Origin of the sequence: Glutamicibacter sp. AOP38-B1-38, assembly GCF_052377485.1 — a bacterium.
Lineage (GTDB): Bacteria > Actinomycetota > Actinomycetes > Actinomycetales > Micrococcaceae > Glutamicibacter.
The window spans coordinates 131,277-150,680 of the sequence record NZ_JBQSWU010000005.1 but is presented as its reverse complement, the minus strand read 5'-3'; the positions used below and the strand labels follow the sequence as shown (position 1 = coordinate 150,680).

17 protein-coding genes and 2 riboswitches are annotated in these 19,404 nt (G+C 65.8%); of the genes, 9 read left to right on the top strand and 8 right to left on the bottom strand.

Going from position 1 to position 19,404, the window contains the following annotated elements; translation table 11 throughout:
* The first annotated feature begins 62 nt into the window (after window positions 1-62).
* Together ACT3TP_RS04745 and ACT3TP_RS04740 are read left to right on the top strand one after the other, a co-directional pair.
* Window positions 63-1,301: a sensor histidine kinase gene (locus ACT3TP_RS04745; protein WP_444619584.1), complete on the top strand. Its 1,239-nt coding sequence runs from the start codon at window positions 63-65 to the stop codon at window positions 1,299-1,301.
* Entirely contained in the window at window positions 1,298-1,939 is a 642-nt protein-coding gene (locus ACT3TP_RS04740; protein WP_444619582.1) for a response regulator, read from the top strand. Before ACT3TP_RS04745 ends, ACT3TP_RS04740 begins: the two co-directional genes overlap by 4 nt.
* A 16-nt stretch (window positions 1,940-1,955) precedes the next feature.
* Here ACT3TP_RS04740 and ACT3TP_RS04735 read toward each other — a convergent pair whose 3' ends face one another.
* Together ACT3TP_RS04735 and ACT3TP_RS04730 are read right to left on the bottom strand one after the other, a co-directional pair.
* On the bottom strand, window positions 1,956-2,312 hold the full coding sequence (locus tag ACT3TP_RS04735; protein WP_096289022.1) for a VOC family protein: 357 nt from the start codon (window positions 2,310-2,312) through the stop codon (window positions 1,956-1,958).
* A 156-nt stretch (window positions 2,313-2,468) separates the two neighbouring features.
* On the bottom strand, window positions 2,469-3,419 hold the full coding sequence (locus ACT3TP_RS04730; RefSeq protein WP_444619580.1) for a LysR substrate-binding domain-containing protein: 951 nt from the start codon (window positions 3,417-3,419) through the stop codon (window positions 2,469-2,471).
* Window positions 3,420-3,553: 134 nt separating this feature from the next.
* Between ACT3TP_RS04730 and ACT3TP_RS04725 the strand changes: the two genes are divergently transcribed.
* A complete protein-coding gene (locus tag ACT3TP_RS04725) occupies window positions 3,554-4,954 on the top strand; it encodes an MFS transporter (RefSeq protein WP_105650233.1) in 1,401 nt (466 codons plus the stop codon).
* 201 nt (window positions 4,955-5,155) lie between these two features.
* On the opposite strand, the gene ACT3TP_RS04720 is transcribed toward ACT3TP_RS04725, so the two are convergent.
* Complete coding sequence (locus tag ACT3TP_RS04720; RefSeq protein WP_444619577.1) at window positions 5,156-6,040, bottom strand: bifunctional methylenetetrahydrofolate dehydrogenase/methenyltetrahydrofolate cyclohydrolase; 885 nt, start codon at window positions 6,038-6,040, stop codon at window positions 5,156-5,158.
* Between the two features lie 55 nt (window positions 6,041-6,095).
* Window positions 6,096-6,183: riboswitch (ZMP/ZTP riboswitch) on the bottom strand.
* A gap of 78 nt (window positions 6,184-6,261) precedes the next feature.
* Here ACT3TP_RS04720 and ACT3TP_RS04715 point away from each other — a divergent pair.
* The 4 genes from ACT3TP_RS04715 to ACT3TP_RS04700 all read left to right on the top strand — a co-directional run bounded on the left by ACT3TP_RS04715 (window position 6,262) and on the right by ACT3TP_RS04700 (window position 10,091).
* The gene (locus ACT3TP_RS04715; protein ID WP_444619575.1) at window positions 6,262-7,482 is read left to right on the top strand and encodes a flavin-containing monooxygenase; all 1,221 of its coding nucleotides are present in this window, start codon (window positions 6,262-6,264) and stop codon (window positions 7,480-7,482) included.
* Between the two features lie 61 nt (window positions 7,483-7,543).
* Complete coding sequence (gene purU / locus ACT3TP_RS04710; RefSeq protein ID WP_444619573.1) at window positions 7,544-8,389, top strand: formyltetrahydrofolate deformylase; 846 nt, start codon at window positions 7,544-7,546, stop codon at window positions 8,387-8,389.
* A gap of 79 nt (window positions 8,390-8,468) precedes the next feature.
* The gene (locus tag ACT3TP_RS04705) at window positions 8,469-8,990 is read left to right on the top strand and encodes a gamma carbonic anhydrase family protein (protein WP_444619571.1); all 522 of its coding nucleotides are present in this window, start codon (window positions 8,469-8,471) and stop codon (window positions 8,988-8,990) included.
* A 42-nt stretch (window positions 8,991-9,032) separates the two neighbouring features.
* A complete protein-coding gene (locus tag ACT3TP_RS04700; RefSeq protein WP_444619569.1) occupies window positions 9,033-10,091 on the top strand; it encodes a Gfo/Idh/MocA family protein in 1,059 nt (352 codons plus the stop codon).
* A 96-nt stretch (window positions 10,092-10,187) separates the two neighbouring features.
* Here the strand turns inward: ACT3TP_RS04700 and ACT3TP_RS04695 are convergent, their stop codons facing one another.
* The 5 genes from ACT3TP_RS04695 to ACT3TP_RS04675 all read right to left on the bottom strand — a co-directional run bounded on the left by ACT3TP_RS04695 (window position 10,188) and on the right by ACT3TP_RS04675 (window position 17,112).
* The gene (locus ACT3TP_RS04695; protein WP_444619567.1) at window positions 10,188-11,189 is read right to left on the bottom strand and encodes a bile acid:sodium symporter family protein; all 1,002 of its coding nucleotides are present in this window, start codon (window positions 11,187-11,189) and stop codon (window positions 10,188-10,190) included.
* 67 nt (window positions 11,190-11,256) lie between these two features.
* Window positions 11,257-13,173, bottom strand: a complete 1,917-nt coding sequence (locus tag ACT3TP_RS04690) for an HNH endonuclease (RefSeq protein WP_096289040.1) — start codon at window positions 13,171-13,173, stop codon at window positions 11,257-11,259.
* Window positions 13,174-13,193: 20 nt separating this feature from the next.
* Window positions 13,194-14,414, bottom strand: coding sequence for a cystathionine gamma-synthase (locus tag ACT3TP_RS04685; protein WP_444619565.1), 1,221 nt, complete (start codon window positions 14,412-14,414; stop codon window positions 13,194-13,196).
* A complete protein-coding gene (locus tag ACT3TP_RS04680; protein ID WP_444619563.1) occupies window positions 14,411-15,721 on the bottom strand; it encodes an O-acetylhomoserine aminocarboxypropyltransferase/cysteine synthase family protein in 1,311 nt (436 codons plus the stop codon). The genes ACT3TP_RS04685 and ACT3TP_RS04680 overlap by 4 nt, the downstream gene beginning before the upstream one ends.
* Window positions 15,722-15,841: 120 nt before the next feature.
* A riboswitch (SAM riboswitch) is annotated at window positions 15,842-15,932 on the bottom strand.
* A 238-nt stretch (window positions 15,933-16,170) separates the two neighbouring features.
* Window positions 16,171-17,112: a LysR family transcriptional regulator gene (locus ACT3TP_RS04675; RefSeq protein WP_444619561.1), complete on the bottom strand. Its 942-nt coding sequence runs from the start codon at window positions 17,110-17,112 to the stop codon at window positions 16,171-16,173.
* 122 nt (window positions 17,113-17,234) lie between these two features.
* Between ACT3TP_RS04675 and ACT3TP_RS04670 the strand changes: the two genes are divergently transcribed.
* Together ACT3TP_RS04670 and ACT3TP_RS04665 are read left to right on the top strand one after the other, a co-directional pair.
* Complete coding sequence (locus ACT3TP_RS04670) at window positions 17,235-18,227, top strand: DUF1852 domain-containing protein (protein WP_096289048.1); 993 nt, start codon at window positions 17,235-17,237, stop codon at window positions 18,225-18,227.
* Between the two features lie 17 nt (window positions 18,228-18,244).
* Window positions 18,245-19,285 (top strand): methionine synthase, encoded by a 1,041-nt coding sequence (locus tag ACT3TP_RS04665; RefSeq protein WP_096289050.1) that lies wholly within the window; start codon window positions 18,245-18,247, stop codon window positions 19,283-19,285.
* Window positions 19,286-19,404: the final 119 nt, after the last annotated feature.

Below are 19,404 nucleotides of genomic sequence, written 5' to 3'. Positions count from 1 at the left end.
GCCACCTGGCCTCCTACTTTAGGAGGACGCGAGGCGGCCGGAATAACGGGCATGCTTAATGGGTGAGAAGAAAACTAGCGCAGCTGCTGCGCCGCCTGGGCAGCGGGGATCAGGAACCCGAAACCGTAGGCATGTACTTGCTGCTCACCTCCGTGCTGCACTTGGCAAATCTGGTCAATCCGCCGCTGGCGGGTTTTGCTGCGCTGGCCGGATGGTGGTTCCCGGTGCTGGCCCTTGGCACGGCTCCGCTGTTTCTGCGCCGCCGGATGCCCACGCTCTGCGCCTTATGGCTGCTGCTGTTCGCGGCATTGCTGCTGGCGATGGGCAGCATCGGCGGGTATTTCCTGCTCTTCGAATCCGTATTCACCATCTACCTGCTGGCCGGCGCACCGGTGCGGCGCTGGACGCTGATCGTGTTGAGCCTGGTCACGCTCACCGTGGCCGGGTACATCTGGGCGAAGACCGGATCCACCTCCGATGCGGTGCTGGCGATCTTCATCGCCGGGTTTGTCTTCTTCACCCCGATGCTCTGGGCCGAGAACGTGCGTACCGCCAAGGAACTGGCGCACAGCGAATCGGCGCGGGCCGCCGCGGTAGGCGCCGCCGCGGCGGATCGCGAGGAACTGTTGGTGGCCGAGCATCGGGCGTCGAATATCGAGGAACGCACCGCGCTGGCCCGGGAGATGCACGACGTGCTTTCCGCACGGCTGTCCTCCATCGCGCTGCTCAGCGGCGCACTGCTCGAACGCGAGCCGGTGACCAGCCGGCCTGATCTGCACGCCCCGCTGGAAAGCATCCGTGCCGAATCGGTAGCCGGGCTGCAGGAGATGACCTCGATGGTGCGGATGCTGCACGCGGGCAGCAGCTCGGCCCTGCGCGCGGACCTTAGCGGGCTGCCCGAACTGGTGCAGTCCTTCCAACAGGCCGGGCAGCGAATCCGCTATGACACCGGCGTGGATTCGGATCTGGCCCTGGTAGCCGAGCAGACCCAGACGGCGATCTACCGGACGGTGCGCGAGCTGCTGGTCAATCACGCAAAGCATGCGCCGGGCAGCGCGCTGCACCTGGAGCTGCTCCAGGCGCCGGCGGCCCTGGTGGTGCAGTCCAGCAATCCGCTGCGCGACGCGCCCGATTCGGCCGGCGCCCCTAGCGCTGGCGGAGCAGGCAGCGGGCTGAATAATATCCGTGCCCGCGTGCAGGCCCTGGGCGGGCACTGCGAATTTGGCAGCGGCAGCACATTCTGGACGCGGTGCGAATTCCCCACCGTCCCGGAAATCCAGCAAGGGAGCCGCATGAGATGAGCGTCAAAATCTTGATCGTCGACGATCATTCCACGGTGCGCATGGGGATCCGGCTGGTTCTCGAGGCCGACTCGTCCATTGAAGTCCTCGGCGAGGCGGCCGACGGCCGGCAGGCGGTGAGCATGGCGCGGGCGCTGCGCCCCGACGTGGTGCTCATGGATCTGCGCATGCCGATCCTCGATGGGGTCGCGGCGACGGCCGAAATCAGCTCCGCTGGCTTGGCCCGCGTGCTCGTGCTGACCACCTTTGACGACGACGCCTACCTCTTCGGTGCGCTGCAGGCCGGCGCTCACGGGTTCCTGCTGAAAAGTTCCACGCCGGCGCAAATCCTCGACGGGGTGAAAACGGCCGCGCGCGGCTGTTCGGTGCTGGACCCCGAAGTGACCTCCCGCGTCGTGGCGCAGGCGATGGCGGCACTGGACCCGCAACCGGCGCCGCCCCCGCTGCCCGAGACCCTCACCGAGCGGGAATTGGAGGTGCTGGCCGGGCTCGGCGCGGGACTGAGCAACCCGCAGATCGCCGCGCGCTTGGGCATCGGGGAAACGACGGTGAAAACCCACGTATCCCGGGTGATGGGCAAGTTGTCGGTCAGCTCCAGATTGCAGGCGGCAAAGATCGCCTTTGCGCACTGGGGCTAGGCAAAACCCGCGCGGCTTACCAGCTCACCAGGCAGAACGGATGCTGCTGCGGGTCCAAATACACGCGGAAGGTCTTCGAGCCTTCACCGGTGAGCGCGGCGCCGAGCGCGAGCACCTGCTGCTCCGCGAGATCCAGATCCTTGACCTTCACATCGAGGTGCGCCTGCTGCGGGTGCAGATGCCCCGGCCATTCGGGAGCCACATACGGGCTGACCGCCTGGAAAGCCAGTCCGGGACGGTCCGGTGCGTCACCGATGCTCACCCAGTCCGGCTCATCGTCGAGCCGGATCATGCCCAGTAGCTGCTCATAGAATGTGGCCAACGCGCTGGGATCCTCGCAGTCGATGACCATGGCCTGCCATGTGCCAATCATTTCCTTAGCCCTTCGCCTTGAAAAGTCGTGTGTGCTTCGGATGCTTCCCATTATGCCCAGCCGCACGCCCCGGCGATAGTGCCCGTCGGCGCAAGATTCCACGCTAGGCGGCGGTTTGGCATATGGCTTGGTGCGATGGGTTTTTGCCGATTCGGACTAACTGCCGGCAGAGCTCTGGTTCTCCGGTTTCGCACGCTGCCAGGACTCGTTCATCGCGGTAATGGCATAGTCGATCAGGGCGAGCACCCGCGCCGAGAGCTGCGCCTTGCGCGGCCAGATCGCCACGACGGCGCTGGGATAATTCGGCGGGTTGAGCCGGCGAATTGCCAGTTTGCGCCCCTCGAGCGATAGCTCGGCATTGTTTGGCCGTGACATCAGCAGCCCGTAGCCCAGCCCGCGGCCAACCATCGCGTTGACCAGGATCATCTGCGGCACCGAGGCGGTGATCCTCGGCACCAGCCCGCGCGCCGCAAAAAGCTGCATGGTGTATTCGGTGCTCGGTACCGACTGGTACATGATCAACGGTTCCGTCACGAGATCGCTTAGTTCCAGTGGCCGCTCAAGGCGCGCCAGCGGATGCTCGGGGTGCAGCACCACCTGCATCTCGGTCTCGTAGATGACCTGCTTATTCATCTCTTGCGGCAGCAACAGGTCGTAGACGAAGGCAACATCGAGATCCCCGGAGTTCAACGCCGGGATCAGTTCCTCGTGGGTGCCCACGCGCACGCTGACGTCCAACTCCGGATGCACCCGGGGAAAGCCCTCGAGCAGCGCGGGGACCACATGGGGTGAGAGCGAGGCGAAGCAGCCAAAACGCACCGGACCGCGCAGCTTTCCCTCTTGGTGCGGAAAGGTCGCCTGCAGATCATCGACCTGGGCAATGATTTTTCGCGCCATCGATGCGAAGTACTCCCCCGAGGCGGTCATCGAAACGCCATGGGCCTTGCGGCGCAGGCACAACGGTTCGCCGGCGATTTTTTCGATTGCGGTAATCGATTGGGACAAGGCCGATTCGGAAATCTTCAGCTCGCTGGCGGCCGAGCCTAGGGTGGCATGTTCGGGCAATTCGGCAATGATTTCCAGATGGCGCAGGGTGAACTTCGGCATACAGTTAAGTCTACCTTCAATAGTTCTGCAGATCTTTGAAGTTTACCTAAGGTTTGTGCGGTGCGACACTGTAGTGACTTACAACTCACGCAGTACTGGTTTTTTGGGGCCAGCGCAGCTCAGCGAGGAGCACCATGGGTAACACCGCAAACATCGCAGGACGGAGCGCCAAGTCCAATCAACGGCGCGTCGCTTTTGCCACCATCATCGGCACCACCGTTGAATGGTACGACTTCTTCATCTACGCCACCGCAGCCGGCCTGGTCTTCAGCCAGCTGTTCTTCGAACCGGCCGGCAAGGAAATTGGCCTGCTGATCTCCTTCGCCTCGGTGGGCCTGTCCTTCCTCTTCCGCCCGCTGGGTGCGTTCCTCGCCGGGCACTACGGCGACAAGATCGGCCGCCGGGCGATGCTGGTGCTTACGCTGAGCCTGATGGGCGCCGCGACGATGCTCATCGGCGTGCTGCCAACCTACGAGACCGCAGGCATCCTGGCGCCGATCCTGCTGCTGTCGCTGCGCATCCTGCAGGGCATCTCCGCCGGCGGCGAATGGGGCGGCGCGGTCCTGATGGCCGTCGAGCACGCACCCGATACCCATCGCGGACGTGCCGGTTCCTACCCGCAGATCGGCGTGCCGCTGGGCATGCTGCTCGCCTCGGGCACCATGGCGCTGATGACCGGCGTCATCTCCCCGGGCGAAGAATTCGTGCAGTGGGGTTGGCGCGTGCCGTTCCTGGCCTCCATCGTGCTGATCGCCGTGGGCTACTTCGTGCGCCGCGCGGTCGACGAGTCCCCGGTCTTCGAAGAGATCGCCGAGCAGAAGGCGCAGACCAAGGTGCCGATCCTCGAGCTGTTCCGCAAGCACTGGCGTCTGGTTGTCGTCGCGGCACTGGTTTTCGCGGGCAACAACGCGGCCGGCTACATGACCACCGGCGGCTTTTTCCAGTCCTACACCACCGACCCGGATGGGCCAATCGGTCTGGAACGCACCGACGTGCTCATCGCGGTGGTCTTCGGGGCCGCAATCTGGCTGATCATGACCCTGGTCTCTGGACTGCTGGCCGACGTGCTGGGCCGCGTGCGCACCTACCAGGTAGGCTTCGTGATTCTGGGACTGTCGATGTTCCCGGTCTTCGCGCTGGTCAACACCGGGTCGCTGGGCCTGCTCTACCTGGCCTTCGGCATCTTCGGCATCGGGCTGGGGCTGACCTACGGCGCCCAGTCGGCGCTGTACTCCGAAATGTTCCCCGCTTCGGTCCGCTTCTCCGGCGTGTCGATCTCCTACGCGATCGGCGCGATCGTCGGTGGCGCTTTCGCCCCGACCATCGCCCAGGCGCTGGTGCAAGCGACCGGCGGGACGAACGCGGTGGCCACCTACCTGCTGATCGTGGTGGCGATCTCGCTGATCGCAGTCTCGATGATCCGCGATCGGAAAGGCATCGACCTGTCCTTCCGCAATCAGGCCGAACAGGAAGTCGGCGCGCTGGTCTTCGACAAGCGCGTGGCAGAACCTGCCAAGGATCTGAGCAACCGCTAAACGGCACCTGGCATGCAGCAATGCCCCGGCAGGAAAACAACTCGGTTTCCTGCCGGGGCATTGCCGTGCCCGGGCTGCCCAGAACGCTGCACATATGCCACTTGCGTGTCCGCGACGGACGGCGCTCCGGGTACGCAAAAGGCCCGTGGGCCATCCCCGCCGCGGCGGGGATGGCCTACGGGCCTTCGGGTTGCGTTGCGCCTAGCTGGCGGCGTGGGCGGCGTGGGCGGCGTTGCGTTCTGCCGCCTCGACCACATTGTTCAGCAGCATCGCGCGGGTCATCGGGCCTACGCCGCCCGGGTTCGGGCTGATCCACGAAGCGACCTCGGCGGCCGCCGGGTCCACGTCGCCGGTGACCTTGCCGTCCACGCGGGAGACCCCCACGTCGAGCACGATCGCGCCGGGCTTGATCGCATCGGCCTTGACGATGTGCGGGACCCCGGCGGCGGCGATGATGACGTCGGCCTGGGCCAGCAGCTCGGGCAGGTTGGTGGTGCCGGTGTGCGCCAGGGTGACGGTCGCGTTGACCGACCGGCGGGTGAGCAGCAGTCCGACCGGACGTCCGATGGTCACGCCGCGGCCCAGGACCAGCACGTGCTTGCCGTTCAGGTCGATATCGTGCCGGGCCAGCAGGTCCACGCAGCCCAGCGGGGTGCACGGCAGCGGGGAGGCCATCGGGCGGTTCACGTTGGCGACCAGGCGGCCCAGGTTCATCGGGTGCAGCCCGTCGGCGTCCTTCTGCGGATCCATCGCCTCCAGGATCGTGTCCTGGTCGATATGCTTGGGCAGCGGCAGCTGCACGATGTAGCCGGTGCACGCCGGGTTCTCGTTCAGCTCGCGCACCTTGGCCAGCAGCTCCTCCTGGGTGGTTTCCTCCGGCAGATCCACGCGGATCGATTCGATGCCGACCTCGGCGCAGTCCTTGTGCTTTCCGCCGACGTACCAGGCCGAGCCCGGGTCGTTGCCCACCAGGATGGTGCCCAGCCCGGTGGCGTAACCCTGCTCCTTGAGCTTGGCGACGCGTTCGGCCAGCTCCGCCTTGATGGTTGCCGCGGTGGCCTTGCCGTCGAGAATACGTGCGCTCACACTGTTCCTTCCGTTGTGGCCTGCGCAGCTGCTGCGCGGCTCACGATGCTGTTCGGTACCAGACCCAGGCGCGCGGTCCGTATTCACTGCAGGTTGCTCGCTCCCCGGTGGTTATCCACCTCACGCCAGTCACGATGCTTCTGCGCACAAGTCTAACGAACTTCGCGGTGCGCACACCGGTGGATGACGGGCGAAAAATGTGATTTCCTCGGCCGAAGGCTGTGCACCATGTAGCGGGTGCGGCGGGAATGCGCACCGCTCCGGGATTGTTGTACCCGGTGAGCGCAACGTGGAGAAAGCAGGTTCGGGTGAGCTACCAGAGCATCGTGATCGGCGCCGGCCAGGCGGGGCTTTCGGCGGCCTATCAATTGCACCGGCGCGGACTGGTACCCGGCGAGGATTTCCTGGTGCTCGACGCGAACGAGCGCCCCGGCGGCGCGTGGCAGCACCGCTGGGACACCCTCACCCTGGGCAAGACGCACCGGATCCACCCGCTGCCGGACTTCCCCTTCGAAAACCAGGACCCCACGCGGCCAGCCTCCGCGGTGGTCTCCGACTACTATGCGCAGTTCGAAGCGCTGCATCGCTTGGCGGTGCGCCGGCCCGCGAAGGTAGCGGCGGTCAGCCACGACGGAACCTGGTTCAGCGTTCGGCTTTCCAGCGGCGAGGAGCTCGCGTCGCGCACGCTGATCAACGCCAGCGGCACCTGGACCAACCCCTTCTGGCCGGTCTACCCCGGAAGCAAGGATTTTGCCGGGACGCAGGTGCATACGGCCGGATTTGTGGCGCCGGAGCAGTTTGCCGGGCAGCGGGTGCTGGTGGTCGGCGGCGGGGCGAGCGCCACCCAGTTCATCGTGGCGCTGCGGGCCGCCGGGATCGACACCCTCTGGTCCACCCGGCGCGCCCCGGACTGGCGGGAGGTGGGCCACGATCCCGAATGGGGCGTGGCCGTGGAGCGCGAGGTCAACGCGCGGACCGCCGCCGGGCTGCCGCCGAAATCCGTGGTCGGCACCACCGGGCTGATTCTCACCGAGGCGATGCGGGCGGGCATCGACTCCGGCGCGCTGATCTCCCGCGGGGCCATCTCCTGGCTGGATGCACGGTCGGTGCGCTTTGCCGACGGCACGAGCGAAAAGATCGACGCGATCCTGTGGGCCACGGGGTTCCGCCATGCCCATCGGCACCTGCGCGGGCTGAAGCTGCACACCAGCGCCGGCGGGATCCGGGTGCTTGCCGATTCGGTGAGCGCGGCGGCGCTGCCGGGAATGTTCTTCGTCGGGTACGGCGCCTCGGCCTCCACGATCGGGGCGACCCGGGCCGGGCGGAAAGCCGCGGTGGCGGCGGTGCGCCGGCTGGCCGAGCTCGGGGTGGCGGCTGGTTCCGCGGACGCGAGCGAAGCGGGGGCCGAAAATCGCCCGCCGCAGATGACAACGGCCAGGTAAATATCGCGCTGGCAAGACGCCGGATTCGGCGCAGGGGGCTCCGGGAGGTTAACCTCGATCCATGAGCAACCAGTACATCGTGACCCTTTCCTGCCTGGACCGACCGGGCATCGTGCATGCAATTTCCGGCGGGCTGCTGGGCGCTGGTTGCAATATCACCGAGTCCCAGCAGTATGAATCGCCGGATTCGAACACCTTTTTCATGCGCATCGAGGTGGCCACCGAACAGTCCCTGGTCCAGGTGCGCGCGGCGCTCGCGCCGATCCGCGAGGATTTTGTGATGTCGCTGCGCGTGGACGACGCGGCCAAGCGCACCCGAACCATGATCATGTGCTCCAAGGCGGGGCATGCGCTCAACGACCTGCTCTTCGCCCAGCGCGCCGGAAATCTGGCCATCGAGGTGCCGGTGATCGTCTCCAACCATCTGGATCTGAAGCCGATGGCCGAGTTCTACGGGGTGGACTTCGTGCATCTGCCGGTGACCGCGGCGAACAAGTCGCAGGCCGAGGCGGAGCTGCTGGCCCTGGCCGATGAGTACGATATCGAACTGGTGGTGCTCGCCCGTTACATGCAGATCCTCTCCGACGCCTTGTGCGAGCGGATGGCCGGACGGGTGATCAACATCCACCACTCCTTCCTGCCCTCCTTCAAGGGGGCGAAGCCGTACCACCAGGCCCACGCCCGCGGGGTGAAGCTGATCGGCGCGACCGCCCATTACGTGACCGCGGACCTGGATGAGGGGCCGATTATCGACCAGGAGGTCACCCAGGTTTCCCATGCGCGCACCCCCGCCCAGCTGGTCGCGCTCGGGCGCAGCGTCGAGGGCCGCACGCTGACCCGTGCGGTGCAGTGGCACGCCGAGCACCGGGTGATGCTCGACGGGCAGCGCACCATCGTCTTCTCCTAGTTTCGAAGGCACTGCTGCGCGGCGCGCACCGCGCAGCGCTTCGCTGAGCCGGACCCCGGCTGCGGATAGGATGGGTGCCATGGCTCACATCATTACCATTGACGGCGTTACCCCTACCGTGGGCGCCGAAGTTTTCCTTGCCCCGACCGCGACGCTGAGCGCCGACGTGCACCTGGCAGATCGCGCCAGCGCCTTCTACGGTGTCTCGGTGCGCGGCGATTCGGCCCCGATCCGGGTGGGCAAGGGCACCAATCTGCAGGACAACGTCGTATTGCATGCCGATGCGGGGTTCCCCTGCACGCTCGGGGACGCGGTATCCGTCGGCCACAGCGCGGTGGTGCACGGCGCCACCGTGGGCGATGGCTGCCTGGTCGGGATGAGCGCGACGATCATGAACGGCGCGGTCATCGGCGAGCAGTCGCTGGTGGCGGCCGGGGCCCTGGTGCTTGAGGGCACGCAGGTGCCGCCGCGCTCGCTGGTGGCCGGGGTTCCGGCGAAGGTGCGCCGCGAACTGACCGAGGAAGAGGTCGCCAGCCTGAATGTGAATGCCGAGCACTATCTGGTGCTCGCCGCCAAGCACCTGGCCGCCAACGGTTCCTGACCGCCCCGCCGCTTCTCGACTCCCAGTACAAGGACACCGCCGATGACCTCGCATATCCGCACGCCGCCCACCGCACAGCCCGCGGCTCCGCCGGCCGCCGAAGCTACCGGGCGGACGCTGAACTGGGGTGTGGTGTCCACCGGGCGGATCGTCTCCAAGGTGATCGGAGACCTGCAGGCGCTGGCCGACGCGAAAGTCTGCGCGGTGTCCTCGCGGAATACGGCCAAGGCGCGGGAATTCGCCGACGAGCACGGCATCGATCGGGCCTACGGGTCCTACCAGGAGCTGTTCGCGGACGAGCAGGTGGAGGTCGTCTACATCGCGACCCCGCATGGGCAGCATTATGAGATCGCCATGGCTGCGCTGGCGGCCGGCAAGCATGTGGTCTGCGAGAAGTCGCTGACCATCAACGCATCCGAGGCGCGCACGCTGGTGGAATTCGCGGCCGAACGTTCGCTGTTCCTGATGGAAGCGCTCTGGGCACGCTTCACTCCGGCATTCGCCCGGGCCCTGGCGATCCTCGCATCGGGGGAACTGGGCGAGGTCACCTGGGTGCAGGCGGATCTGGGGTTCCACGCCGCCTATGATCCGGCCTCGCGCCTCTTCGACCCGAAGGCCGGCGGCGGGGCCCTGCTGGATCTGGGCGTGTACCCGCTGACCTGGGCCATCGGCGCGCTCGGCTTCCCCGAGTCGGTGCACGCGGTAGCTCAGCTCAATCAGGACGGCGTGGATACGCAGACCGCGATGAACCTCTCATACGCCGGTGGCAAGCATGCCCAGTTGCTGCTGACGCTCAACGGGGGCGCCCCGCAGCAGGCGCGAGTCACCGGCACCGGCGGATGGCTGGCCACGAACGCGCCGCTGAACAACGCGAGCAAATTATTCATCCACCCCACCGATGGCCCGCCCCGCGTAGAAGAGTTCGAGGCGGTAGGCGAGAACTACGGATACGAATTCCGCGAGGCGACCCGCTGCATCCAGCAGGGGCTCACCCAGTCGCCCACGATGCCCTGGGAGCACTCGGTGAAAACCATGGAGCTCTTCGATACGATCCGCGAGTCTGTAGGGGTCGTCTACCCGAACGATCTGGTGACGCGCTGAGCTCCGGTCGCGTCAAAGCTCTGCGGCACAAAAGCGCCGGCCCCACGCTGAATTTCAACGTGAGGCCGGCGCTTTTTGCGTGGTGCAGCCGTGCGGCTAGTTGAGGGGCTGTTCCGCGGTGGCCAGCTGGTCATTTTTGGCGCTGCTGCGCCGCCAGTAGGCGGCAATGAGCGCGCCGGAGAGGTTGTGCCAGACGGAGAAGACCGCGCCGGGAAGCGCCGCCTCGGGGGTGAAGAAGTCCTTGGCCAGCCCCGAGGCGAGGCCGGAGTTCTGCATGCCGATCTCCACGGCCATGGTGCGGCGGCTCGCGATCGGCTGCTTGAACAGCTTCGCGGTGCCATAGCCCAGGGCGATGCCCCCGGCGTTGTGCAGGATCACCGCGAGCAGGATCAGCAGGCCCGCGCTGAAGATGGCCGCCGAGCTGCCAGCCACCACGATGACCACCACGAAGGTGATCGCGATGACCGAAACCCACGGCAGGGCCGGCAGCACCATGTTGACCAGGCGCGGCAGGATCGTGCGCAAGACGAGGCCCAGGACCACCGGAATGAGCACGATCTGCACAATGGACAGCGCCATGGTTCCCGCGGCCACCGGCAGGTATTGCCCGGCGAGCCACAGGGCCAGCAGCGGGGTGAAGACCGGCGCGAGCAGCGTCGAGACCGAGGTCATCGTCACCGAGAGGGCCACGTCGCCCTTGGCCAGGTAGGTGACCACATTCGAGGCGGTGCCGCCCGGGGCGCAACCGACCAGGATGACGCCGGCGGCCAGCGCCGGCGGCAGCGCCAACGCCATGGCGATGCCCAGGCCCAGCAGCGGCATGATGACGAATTGGGCGATGACTCCGAGGAGCACCGGCAGTGGCCTGCGCACCACGAGGGCAAAATCGGGCAAGGTGAGCGTGAGCCCCATGCCGAACATGATGACCATCAGCAGCGGATTGATCAGCTTGGAGAAGCCGGAGAAGGTTTCGGGGGTGAGCAGTGCGAGCGCGCCGCCGGCCAGCACCAGCAGCGGGAAGAGGGTGACCGCAACTTTGGCGCTGTGTTCCTCGCCGGCCTTTTCGGGCGCGGAGTGAACAGGAAGATCAGAAGACATGGGATAATCTTGGCAAATCGATCATCGTTGCGCCAATTGTGACGGCAATTCGATCAAGCGCAGGCGGTCAGGGATCGACGATTTCCACGTCCAGCTGCCCCGCGCGCCACAACCGCGTCATCCGCTGCGCCAGCTCCTCGGCTTCCAAGGCCTCCGAAGGCGTCATGAAAAACGTATTGACCCGCAGGCGCTGTTGTGGATCCAGCTCCTTGGAGAGCAGCACCATTGGCCGGCACCCCTTGATCTTCACCGCGTGGAACAATCCGCAGTGCCGCTCGATATGGTGCACCGAGCAGCCCAACTCCGAGGATTCCACATCCGTGGCTCCGCCCTTCTCCCAGGCGTCCAGATGATCCAGCTCGCACCGCTCGGCGGGCATGCTGCATCCAGGATAGGCGCACCCCCGATAGGCGGCGCGTATCGCCCGGCCCTGAGCCTTGGAAAACAACCGCTGGGTGCGTCCCAAGTCCAATGGCAGGCTCTTGCCGTTGAGCACCAACGGGTACACTCCCGCGTTGCATAACGCCGCCCGGGTTTCGCCTGCCGACAACTCGATGCCCGAGGAGGTTACGGCGAAATCCTTGCCGCGCTCGCGCATCTTCTCGTAGTCCAAGATGATGCTCACCTGCGGGGCGACCAGTCCCGGCCGCTTCCCCTTCGAACCACCCGAACCGGTGCGGTCGGCCATCAGCAGCGCCATGAAGCCGATCAGATACCGGCGTTCGGGCCGCAGCTCTTCCCACGGCGCCTGCGCCTCAGGGCCGGCACGGGCAAGATCTGGCGGGTCAACCGCGGAATCGGGAAGGTCCTCGGCATCGCGGCTCTGCGCCACCGGGGTCGAGAACCGCGGCGCATCGGTGCCCGGGAGCGCCGGCGCTGCAGGACAGCCGCCGGGCAGATCCGCTGGGCGGCTTTCGGCTTCCGCCGCCGGAGCCGCCGGTTCTTCATCCTGGGCTGCGCTGCCGCGCTCCACGGCGTTGCCTGGCTCGTCGTTTTCCGCGGGCTCGGTGGCGTCGTTGCCGGGCTCGGCATGCGCTGGGCGGTTTTCGACGTTCTCGGCATCCGCGTCGCCTTTGGCCCAGCCGGGCATCGAATCCGAGTCGTCCCACGCGCTGCCTGGCTCCCCGGTCAGCTCGGCATCCAAATCCTTCAACGCCTCCCGGTTGCCCGCGATCGTCTTCGGATTGTTCAGCGCCTGCTGGAACGCTTCGATCTGCGCCGCCTGCGCAGGCAGCACGCGCAGCAAGTACTCCACCAGCCCGTTGCGCACCCCGAGCTTGAAAAAGCCGATTTCCGCCAGCAGCGCCTTCATCGGCCGCTTCCCGGCCTTCACCTGCGCGACCAGATCCGCCACATGCTTGCGCGCGGTTTCCGGTTCGTTCTTGATAAAGCTCACCGCTTCGGCCTGCAGCCGCGCTTTGGCGGCCTCGCCCTCGGCTCCTTGGCCCAGATCGTTGCGGGCCGCGTGGATCTTCTTCGCCGTCCCCACGACCAGGCGCGGATCTGCGGCGGGATCGGCGAACTGCTCTGCCAATTGCGGCAGCCAGGGGTCGAGGCGTTGCCCGGCTTCGTCGACCCCGGCGATCAGGCAATCGGCCTGCACCAGGCGTTCCCGCGCGGTGGTTGCGGGCACGCCCAGCCAGCCGTGCAGCAACTCCGCGGTCGCCTTGAACTGCGTCCGGCCGGTGGTGGTCTGCCCGTGCAGTGCGTCGAGCTCTTCGGGTGCCGTCTGCGAGCCGGCGTCGGAAATCTTCTGGAGGGACTGCTGGTCCAGCTTGTGCGCTCCGCTGCGGCGCAGCGCGTCGGCCGCATGGATCTGCGCGTGGGCCACGGCCGCGGCGGCCCGCTCGGTGAGCCAGGCGAAGTAGGCGGCGTGCCCCGGGGCGGGCGTCTCGGCGGCGATGGCCTGCGTCGCGGCGGTCATCAGCGCCAGGCCCCGGGCCAGCTGGCCCAGGGCCTCTGCGGTGCTGCGGGAGTTGTCCATGGCCCCAGTGTGCGCGGTGGTTAAAGCTGCAGTGCGGGTTCTCTCGCCGGCTGTGGACAAGTGTTGCGTGCCGGGCCGGCGGCGTTACGCGCGGCGGCCAACCCGCGGGAAAGATCCGCGATGAGGTCCTCGGGTTCCTCGATGCCCACCGAAAGGCGGACCAGGTTGGCCGGGATTTCCAGCTCGGTGCCGATCAGCGAGGCATGGGTCATTTCGCGCGGGTAGCAGACCAGGGATTCCACCCCGCCCAGGGAGACCGAGAGCTGGAAGTACTCCATGGATTCGGCGAATGCGCGCGCGGCGGGTTCGTCGGTGAGCTGCAACGAGACGATGCCGCCAAAACCCCGCTGCTGACGCGCCGCAAGCTCATGGCCGGGATGGGATTCCAACCCGGGGTAATAGACCCGCGTCACCTCAGGCTGGCTATCAAGCCAGCGTGCCAGCTTAGCTGCGGAGGCGCAGTGGCGTTCCATGCGCAATCCCAAGGTCTTCAGGCCGCGTGCGGCCAGGTAGGAATCCTGCGGGCCGGCCACCGCGCCGCCGGCGAATTGCTGGAAGCCGACGGCTTCGGCCAGCGCCTGGCCACGGAAGAGGTGATCGGCGACGATCACCGCGCCGCCGAGCACATCCGAGTGTCCCCCGATGTACTTGGTGGTGGAGTGGACCACCGCGTGGGCCCCGAAGTCCAAAGGCCGCTGCAGGTAGGGAGTGGCGAAGGTGTTGTCCACTACCAGCAGGGCGCCGTGCTCGCGGGCGATGTCCGCCCAGCCGGCAAGATCGGCGATGCCCAGCAGCGGGTTGGAGGGAGTCTCCACCCAAAGCAGCGCGGTGTTCGGGCGCACCGCTGCGCGCACCGAGTCCAGGTTGGTGATATCCACCGCGGAAGAGGTGATGCCCCATTTGCTGTGCAATTTGGAGATCAGCCGGTTGGTGCCGCCGTAGCCGTCGGCGCCAAGGACGATGTGATCGCCGGGTTCGAGGACCGCACGCAGCAGTGCGTCTTCGGCGGCGATGCCCGAGGCGAAGGCGAACCCCGCGGCTCCGCCTTCCAGGGCGGTGAGCTGCGCTTCGAAGCCATCGCGGGTGGGGTTCGAGCCGCGGGAGTATTCGTGCCCGGAGCGCAAGACGTTGATTCCGTCCTGGATGAACGTGCTGGTCTGGTAGATCGGTGGGACCACGGCTCCGGTGTGCGGGTCTTTATGCTGGCCGGCGTGCACGGCGAGGGTGTTGAAGCCGCTCATGATGCTCCTTGGGTTTGCGGGGCCAGGGCCCGGTTTAGTGCGCCGTCCAGCGCTTGGGTGAGGTCGGCGAGCAGATCGGCGGGGTCTTCAAGCCCCACCGAAATGCGCAGGGTGGAGGTGTTCAGGCCCGCGGCGAGAAGTTGCTCCGCGGAGAGCCGGCAGTGCGTCATGGTGGCCGGGTGGGCGACCATGGTGCGGGTATCGCCCACATTTGCGGCCAGGGAAATCAGCTGCAGCCCGTCGATCACCGGGGACACCAGCGAGGGGTGGGCCAGTTCGATGGCCAGCACGCAACCGGTGCCCTTGGGCGTGAGCTTTTTGGCCAGCTCGTGGCTCGGGTGGGCCGGCAGCGAAGGGTGGTGGATGGCCGCAATGCCCGGGTGATCTGCAAGTTCCTGGATCAGGGTGCTCACGCTGCGCTGCACGTGTGCGGCACGTACCGGCAAGGTTTCGATGCCGGTCAGAATGCCTTGGGCGCTGGCCGGGGCCAAGGCCGGCCCCAGGTCGTGCAGGAATTTGGAGCGGACCAGCATGGCGTAGGCGGCCGATCCGTGGCGTTCAAGCAGCGAGGCATTGTTCAGCCGCACTCGCGGGGCGGCGATTTGCGGCCAGCGGGTGGAATCCGAGAAATCGAACTTCCCCGAGTCCACGACCACGCCGCCGAGCACCGAGCCGTGTCCGGCTAGTCCCTTGGTGGCCGAGTGCACCACAATGTCGGCGCCAAAATCCAGCGGGCGAATATTCAGCGGGGTGGCCAGCGTATTATCGACGACCACAGGAATGTTGTGCTCGTGGGCGATCGCCGAGATGGCGGGCAGGTCCGCCACGGTGCACAGCGGGTTGGAGACGGACTCCAGGAAGAACGCCCGGGTGTCTTCCTCGATGGCCCCGGCCCAAGCTGCGGGGTCGGCCTGGTCGACAAAGCTGATCCGGATGCCGAAGTCGGCAAAGGTGTCGGTAAACAGGTCCACGGTGCCGCCGTACAGCGAGGAGGAAACCACAAGGTGCTTGGGTCCCTGGGTCAAGGCCAGCAGGGAAAGAGCGACCGCGGACTGCCCGGTGGCGGTGGCCACCGCTTGGGCTCCGCCTTCCAAAGCGGCCACGCGCTGCTCCAGGATGGCCACGGTGGGGTTGCCGGTGCGTGAATAGGTGAAGCCGGCCTGGCGCAACGCGAATTTTTCGATCGCTTCTGCGTGCGATTCGAACTGGTACGCTGCGCAATTGTGCAGTGGCGGCAGCATCGGGCGGAAATCTCCGCTCGGACGATACCCTGCATGGACCGCGTCGGTTCCTTGGCGTTGGCTCATAGCTCCTTCTCGTTTCTGATCCACGAGAGAGTGCACCGAACACCCGGCGACATACCGCCCCTCGGCCGACCTGAGGCCACAACGGTACGAAGCATGGCGCCTTATGGCACGTTCGGAACTGCTCCATCGTTCCTGGCAGTAGCACCTTTCGGTTTCCCGATGGTTGCTGCGACGTCTACGAGCCAGATCTCTCGGTCGCTCTTGATGGGTTGTTGTTCTTCCATGGTTGGACATCGGCATCCGGCGGCGCAAACGACGCCCACACCCGCGCTTCATACAGGGGCACCTGGCTTCACATCCCGCGCCAGTCCCGTAATGGGGCCCGGCCCGCAGTCCCTTTGTGACGCGCGGCAACCGCCAGAATCCTTGAAGAGCCAGGGTTTTGCGCAACTATTATGTCGCCGGCGGTCCGCCAAATGACACGGTGTTACGTCTTGGGGGCCGGGGATTCAGTCCAGGAGCTCAACTCCGAAGCTTGAGACGACCGAGCGCACCTCGTCCAGATAGCGCCGCGCTTGCTCGGTCAGCGGAATCGCTGCATGGTCGATCCAGCCGATCTCGATGCGCTCATCGACATCCAGCGGGATGGCGACGATGGACGGGTCCAGCTCGTCGCTGATGATGCCCGTGGAGATGGTGTACCCGCCCAGGCCGATCATCAGGTTGAAAATCGTCGCGCGGTCCGAAACCTGGATTTCGCGCTTGCTGGAGCTGGTGGAGAGCACTTCCTCGGCGAAGTAGAACGAGTTGTTCGCACCCTGGTCGAAGGTCAAGCGCGGCAGGTCTTCGAGGTCCTCGAGCGTCACCCGCGCCCGGGAGGCCAGCGGGTTGCTGCGCGAAATGAAGATGTGCGGATCGGCGAGGAACAGCGGGTGGAAGACGAGCCGGGACTCGCGCAGCAGCTTGTCGATGACCTTCCGGTTGAAGTCGTTGCGATAGAGGATGCCGATGTCGCTGCGCAGGGTGCGCACGTCCTCGATGATCTGTTCGGTGCGGGTCTCGCGCAGCGAGAATTGATATTCCTCGGCCCCGCTGGCCTGAACCATCCTGACAAACGCATCCACCGAGAAGGAATAGTGCTGCGTGGAGACGCCGAGCAGGCGACGGACCGAGGGACGCCCGAGGTAGCGATGCTCAAGCAGCTCCACCTGCTCCAGAACCTGCCGGGCGTAGCCGAGGAATTCTGCTCCCTCGGCGGTGAGCGTCACTCCCCTGGCCGAGCGGACCAGCAAGGTGCGTCCCACGCGGGCTTCGAGCTCCTTCATCGCCGCCGACATGCTCGGCTGTGCGACGTAGATCAGATCAGCCGCCGCGGAGATCGACCCCTCGCTGGCGACCGCAATGAAATAGCGCAACTGCTGCAGTGTCAAACCACTCGTCCCCTGAACCATAGTGCGAGTCTATACGAATCCATAGTTATATCGAGTTACCTGATATCCTCGATCTCACTGCATGATGGACGCATCGACTTACTTTCGGCCGGCCCAGGCCACTGAGCACCAGATAGGCCACCATGGCAGACGCGTTCACCTTCAGCATCAGCACCACCAAATTCGACGAAGACTACACCCCCTGTGCGAGCTCACGAGTCACGACAAACTTCGCCAACCTGGCCCGCGGGGAAAACCGCCAGGAGAACCTGCGCAACGCTCTGACGATGATCAACCGCCGCTTTAATTCCCTGGCTCACTGGGACAATCCTCAGGGCGATCGTTATGAACTCGAGCTGGAGATCATCTCCGCCAATGTGCACTTCGACTCGGCGAACGCAGCGGAGCAGTTCCCGCTGCTTGAAGTCTTAGACACCACCATCGTGGACCGAGCCACCAGCACCCGCAGCCACGGCATGGTGGGCAATAATTTCTCTTCCTATGTGCGCGATTACGACTTCAGCGTGGTGCTTCCGGCGGCCGGCAACGGCTCCGGTGCCCCTAAATTGCCTGAAGATTTTGGCGAACTTCATGGCCAGCTCTTCCAGCACTTCCTGGATTCGCAGGCTTATCGTCAGCGCTTTGCGCAACTACCCGTGGTCTGCATCAGCGTCTCCACTTCCAAAACCTACTACCGCACGGGCAACAGCCACCCGGTCCTCGGCTTGGAATACCAGCAGGATGAGAACTCCCTGACCGATGCGTACTTCGGCAAGATGGGGCTGCGCGTGCGCTATTTCATGCCACCGGGCGCCGTCGCTCCGCTGGCGTTCTACTTCCGTGGCGACTTGCTCAACGATTACACCAATCTGCAGCTGATCAGCACCATCGCCACCATGGAGACCTTCCAGAAGATCTACCGCCCCGAGATTTACAACGCAAGCTCCGCTGCACCGGCCGTCTATCGCCCAAGCTTGGGGGCACAGGATTTCGCCCCGACCAGGATCTCCTACGACCGCGAAGAGCGCACCCGGCTCGGCGCAGTGCAGGGCAAGTACACCGCGGAGCACTTCATCACCCCGAACCGCGAATTGCTGGACCAGTGGGCCGCCACTTGCCCCGCTCCCGTCGCCTGAGAACCGAAAGACACACGATGACATCAAAGCTACTTCCCACCTCCATTGTCGGCAGCCTGCCCAAGCCTTCCTGGCTGGCGAAGCCCGAAACCCTCTGGTCTGATTGGAAGCTGGAAGGCGCGCAGCTGCGCGAAGGCAAGCAGGACGCCATGCGCGCAGCGGTGCTGGAGCAAACCCGGCGCGGCATCGACATCATCAGCGACGGCGAGCAGACCCGCCAGCACTTCGTCACCACCTTCATCGAGCACCTGACCGGGGTCGATTTTGAAAAGCGCGAAACGGTGCGCATCCGCAACCGCTACGACGCGAGCGTGCCGACCGTGGTCGGTGCGGTGCGGCGTGAGAAGCCGGTGTTCGTTGAGGACGCGAAGTTCCTGCGCTCGTGCACCGACCGCCAGATCAAGTGGACCCTTCCCGGCCCGATGACCATGGTCGACACGCTGTATGACGCGCACTACCGAAGCCGCGAGAAACTGGCCTGGGAGTTCGCGGCCATCCTCAACCAGGAGGCCAGAGAACTCGAAGCAGCCGGGGTGGACATCATCCAATTCGACGAACCGGCGTTCAACGTGTTCTTCGACGAGGTCGCGGACTGGGGCGTCGCCGCGCTGGAGCGCGCCTGCCAGGGGCTGAAAGCTGAGACCGTGGCGCACATCTGCTTCGGCTACGGGATCAAGGCGAACAACGATTGGAAGGCAACTCTCGGCGCCCAGTGGCGCCACTACGAGAAGTCTTTCCCACTGCTGCAGGCCTCCTCCATCAACACCATCTCCCTGGAGTCCCACCACTCCAATGTCCCGCTCGAGGTCGTTGAGCTGGTGCGCGGCAAAAAGGTCATGCTCGGCGCCATCGATGTGGCCAGTGAAACGGTGGAAACCCCCGAAGAGGTCGCGCAGACGCTGCGCAATGCACTTGAATTCGTCGACGCGGACAAGCTGGTGCCCAGCACGAACTGCGGCATGGCACCGTTCCCCCGCGACGTCTCGCTGGCCAAGCTGAGCGCGCTCAGCGCGGGAGCCGGCATCCTGCGCGAGGAGCTGGTTGCCGCACGCGTCTGAGCTGGCGACGGCCAATTCACGGATCGGCTTCATCTTGCACGCTGGGTCTCAGCCGCCGGCTGCGGAAGGCCCTAGCGAAGTTCTTGCATGAAGGCCGAAGACCCATCAGCCCCGGCACC

What these genes read in the sequence shown, in the direction of transcription:
- ACT3TP_RS04740 (WP_444619582.1), top strand. Translation starts at nt 1,298, where the DNA reads ATGAGCGTCAAAATCTTGATCGTCGACGATCATTCCACGGTGCGCATG.
- ACT3TP_RS04665 (WP_096289050.1), top strand. Translation starts at nt 18,245, where the DNA reads ATGACATCAAAGCTACTTCCCACCTCCATTGTCGGCAGCCTGCCCAAG.
- ACT3TP_RS04725 (WP_105650233.1), top strand. Translation starts at nt 3,554, where the DNA reads ATGGGTAACACCGCAAACATCGCAGGACGGAGCGCCAAGTCCAATCAA.
- ACT3TP_RS04700 (WP_444619569.1), top strand. Translation starts at nt 9,033, where the DNA reads ATGACCTCGCATATCCGCACGCCGCCCACCGCACAGCCCGCGGCTCCG.
- ACT3TP_RS04670 (WP_096289048.1), top strand. Translation starts at nt 17,235, where the DNA reads ATGGCAGACGCGTTCACCTTCAGCATCAGCACCACCAAATTCGACGAA.
- ACT3TP_RS04685 (WP_444619565.1), bottom strand. Translation starts at nt 14,414, where the DNA reads ATGAGCGGCTTCAACACCCTCGCCGTGCACGCCGGCCAGCATAAAGAC.
- ACT3TP_RS04695 (WP_444619567.1), bottom strand. Translation starts at nt 11,189, where the DNA reads ATGTCTTCTGATCTTCCTGTTCACTCCGCGCCCGAAAAGGCCGGCGAG.
- ACT3TP_RS04730 (WP_444619580.1), bottom strand. Translation starts at nt 3,419, where the DNA reads ATGCCGAAGTTCACCCTGCGCCATCTGGAAATCATTGCCGAATTGCCC.
- ACT3TP_RS04735 (WP_096289022.1), bottom strand. Translation starts at nt 2,312, where the DNA reads ATGATTGGCACATGGCAGGCCATGGTCATCGACTGCGAGGATCCCAGC.
- ACT3TP_RS04675 (WP_444619561.1), bottom strand. Translation starts at nt 17,112, where the DNA reads ATGGTTCAGGGGACGAGTGGTTTGACACTGCAGCAGTTGCGCTATTTC.
- ACT3TP_RS04680 (WP_444619563.1), bottom strand. Translation starts at nt 15,721, where the DNA reads ATGAGCCAACGCCAAGGAACCGACGCGGTCCATGCAGGGTATCGTCCG.
- purU (WP_444619573.1), top strand. Translation starts at nt 7,544, where the DNA reads ATGAGCAACCAGTACATCGTGACCCTTTCCTGCCTGGACCGACCGGGC.
- ACT3TP_RS04705 (WP_444619571.1), top strand. Translation starts at nt 8,469, where the DNA reads ATGGCTCACATCATTACCATTGACGGCGTTACCCCTACCGTGGGCGCC.
- ACT3TP_RS04690 (WP_096289040.1), bottom strand. Translation starts at nt 13,173, where the DNA reads ATGGACAACTCCCGCAGCACCGCAGAGGCCCTGGGCCAGCTGGCCCGG.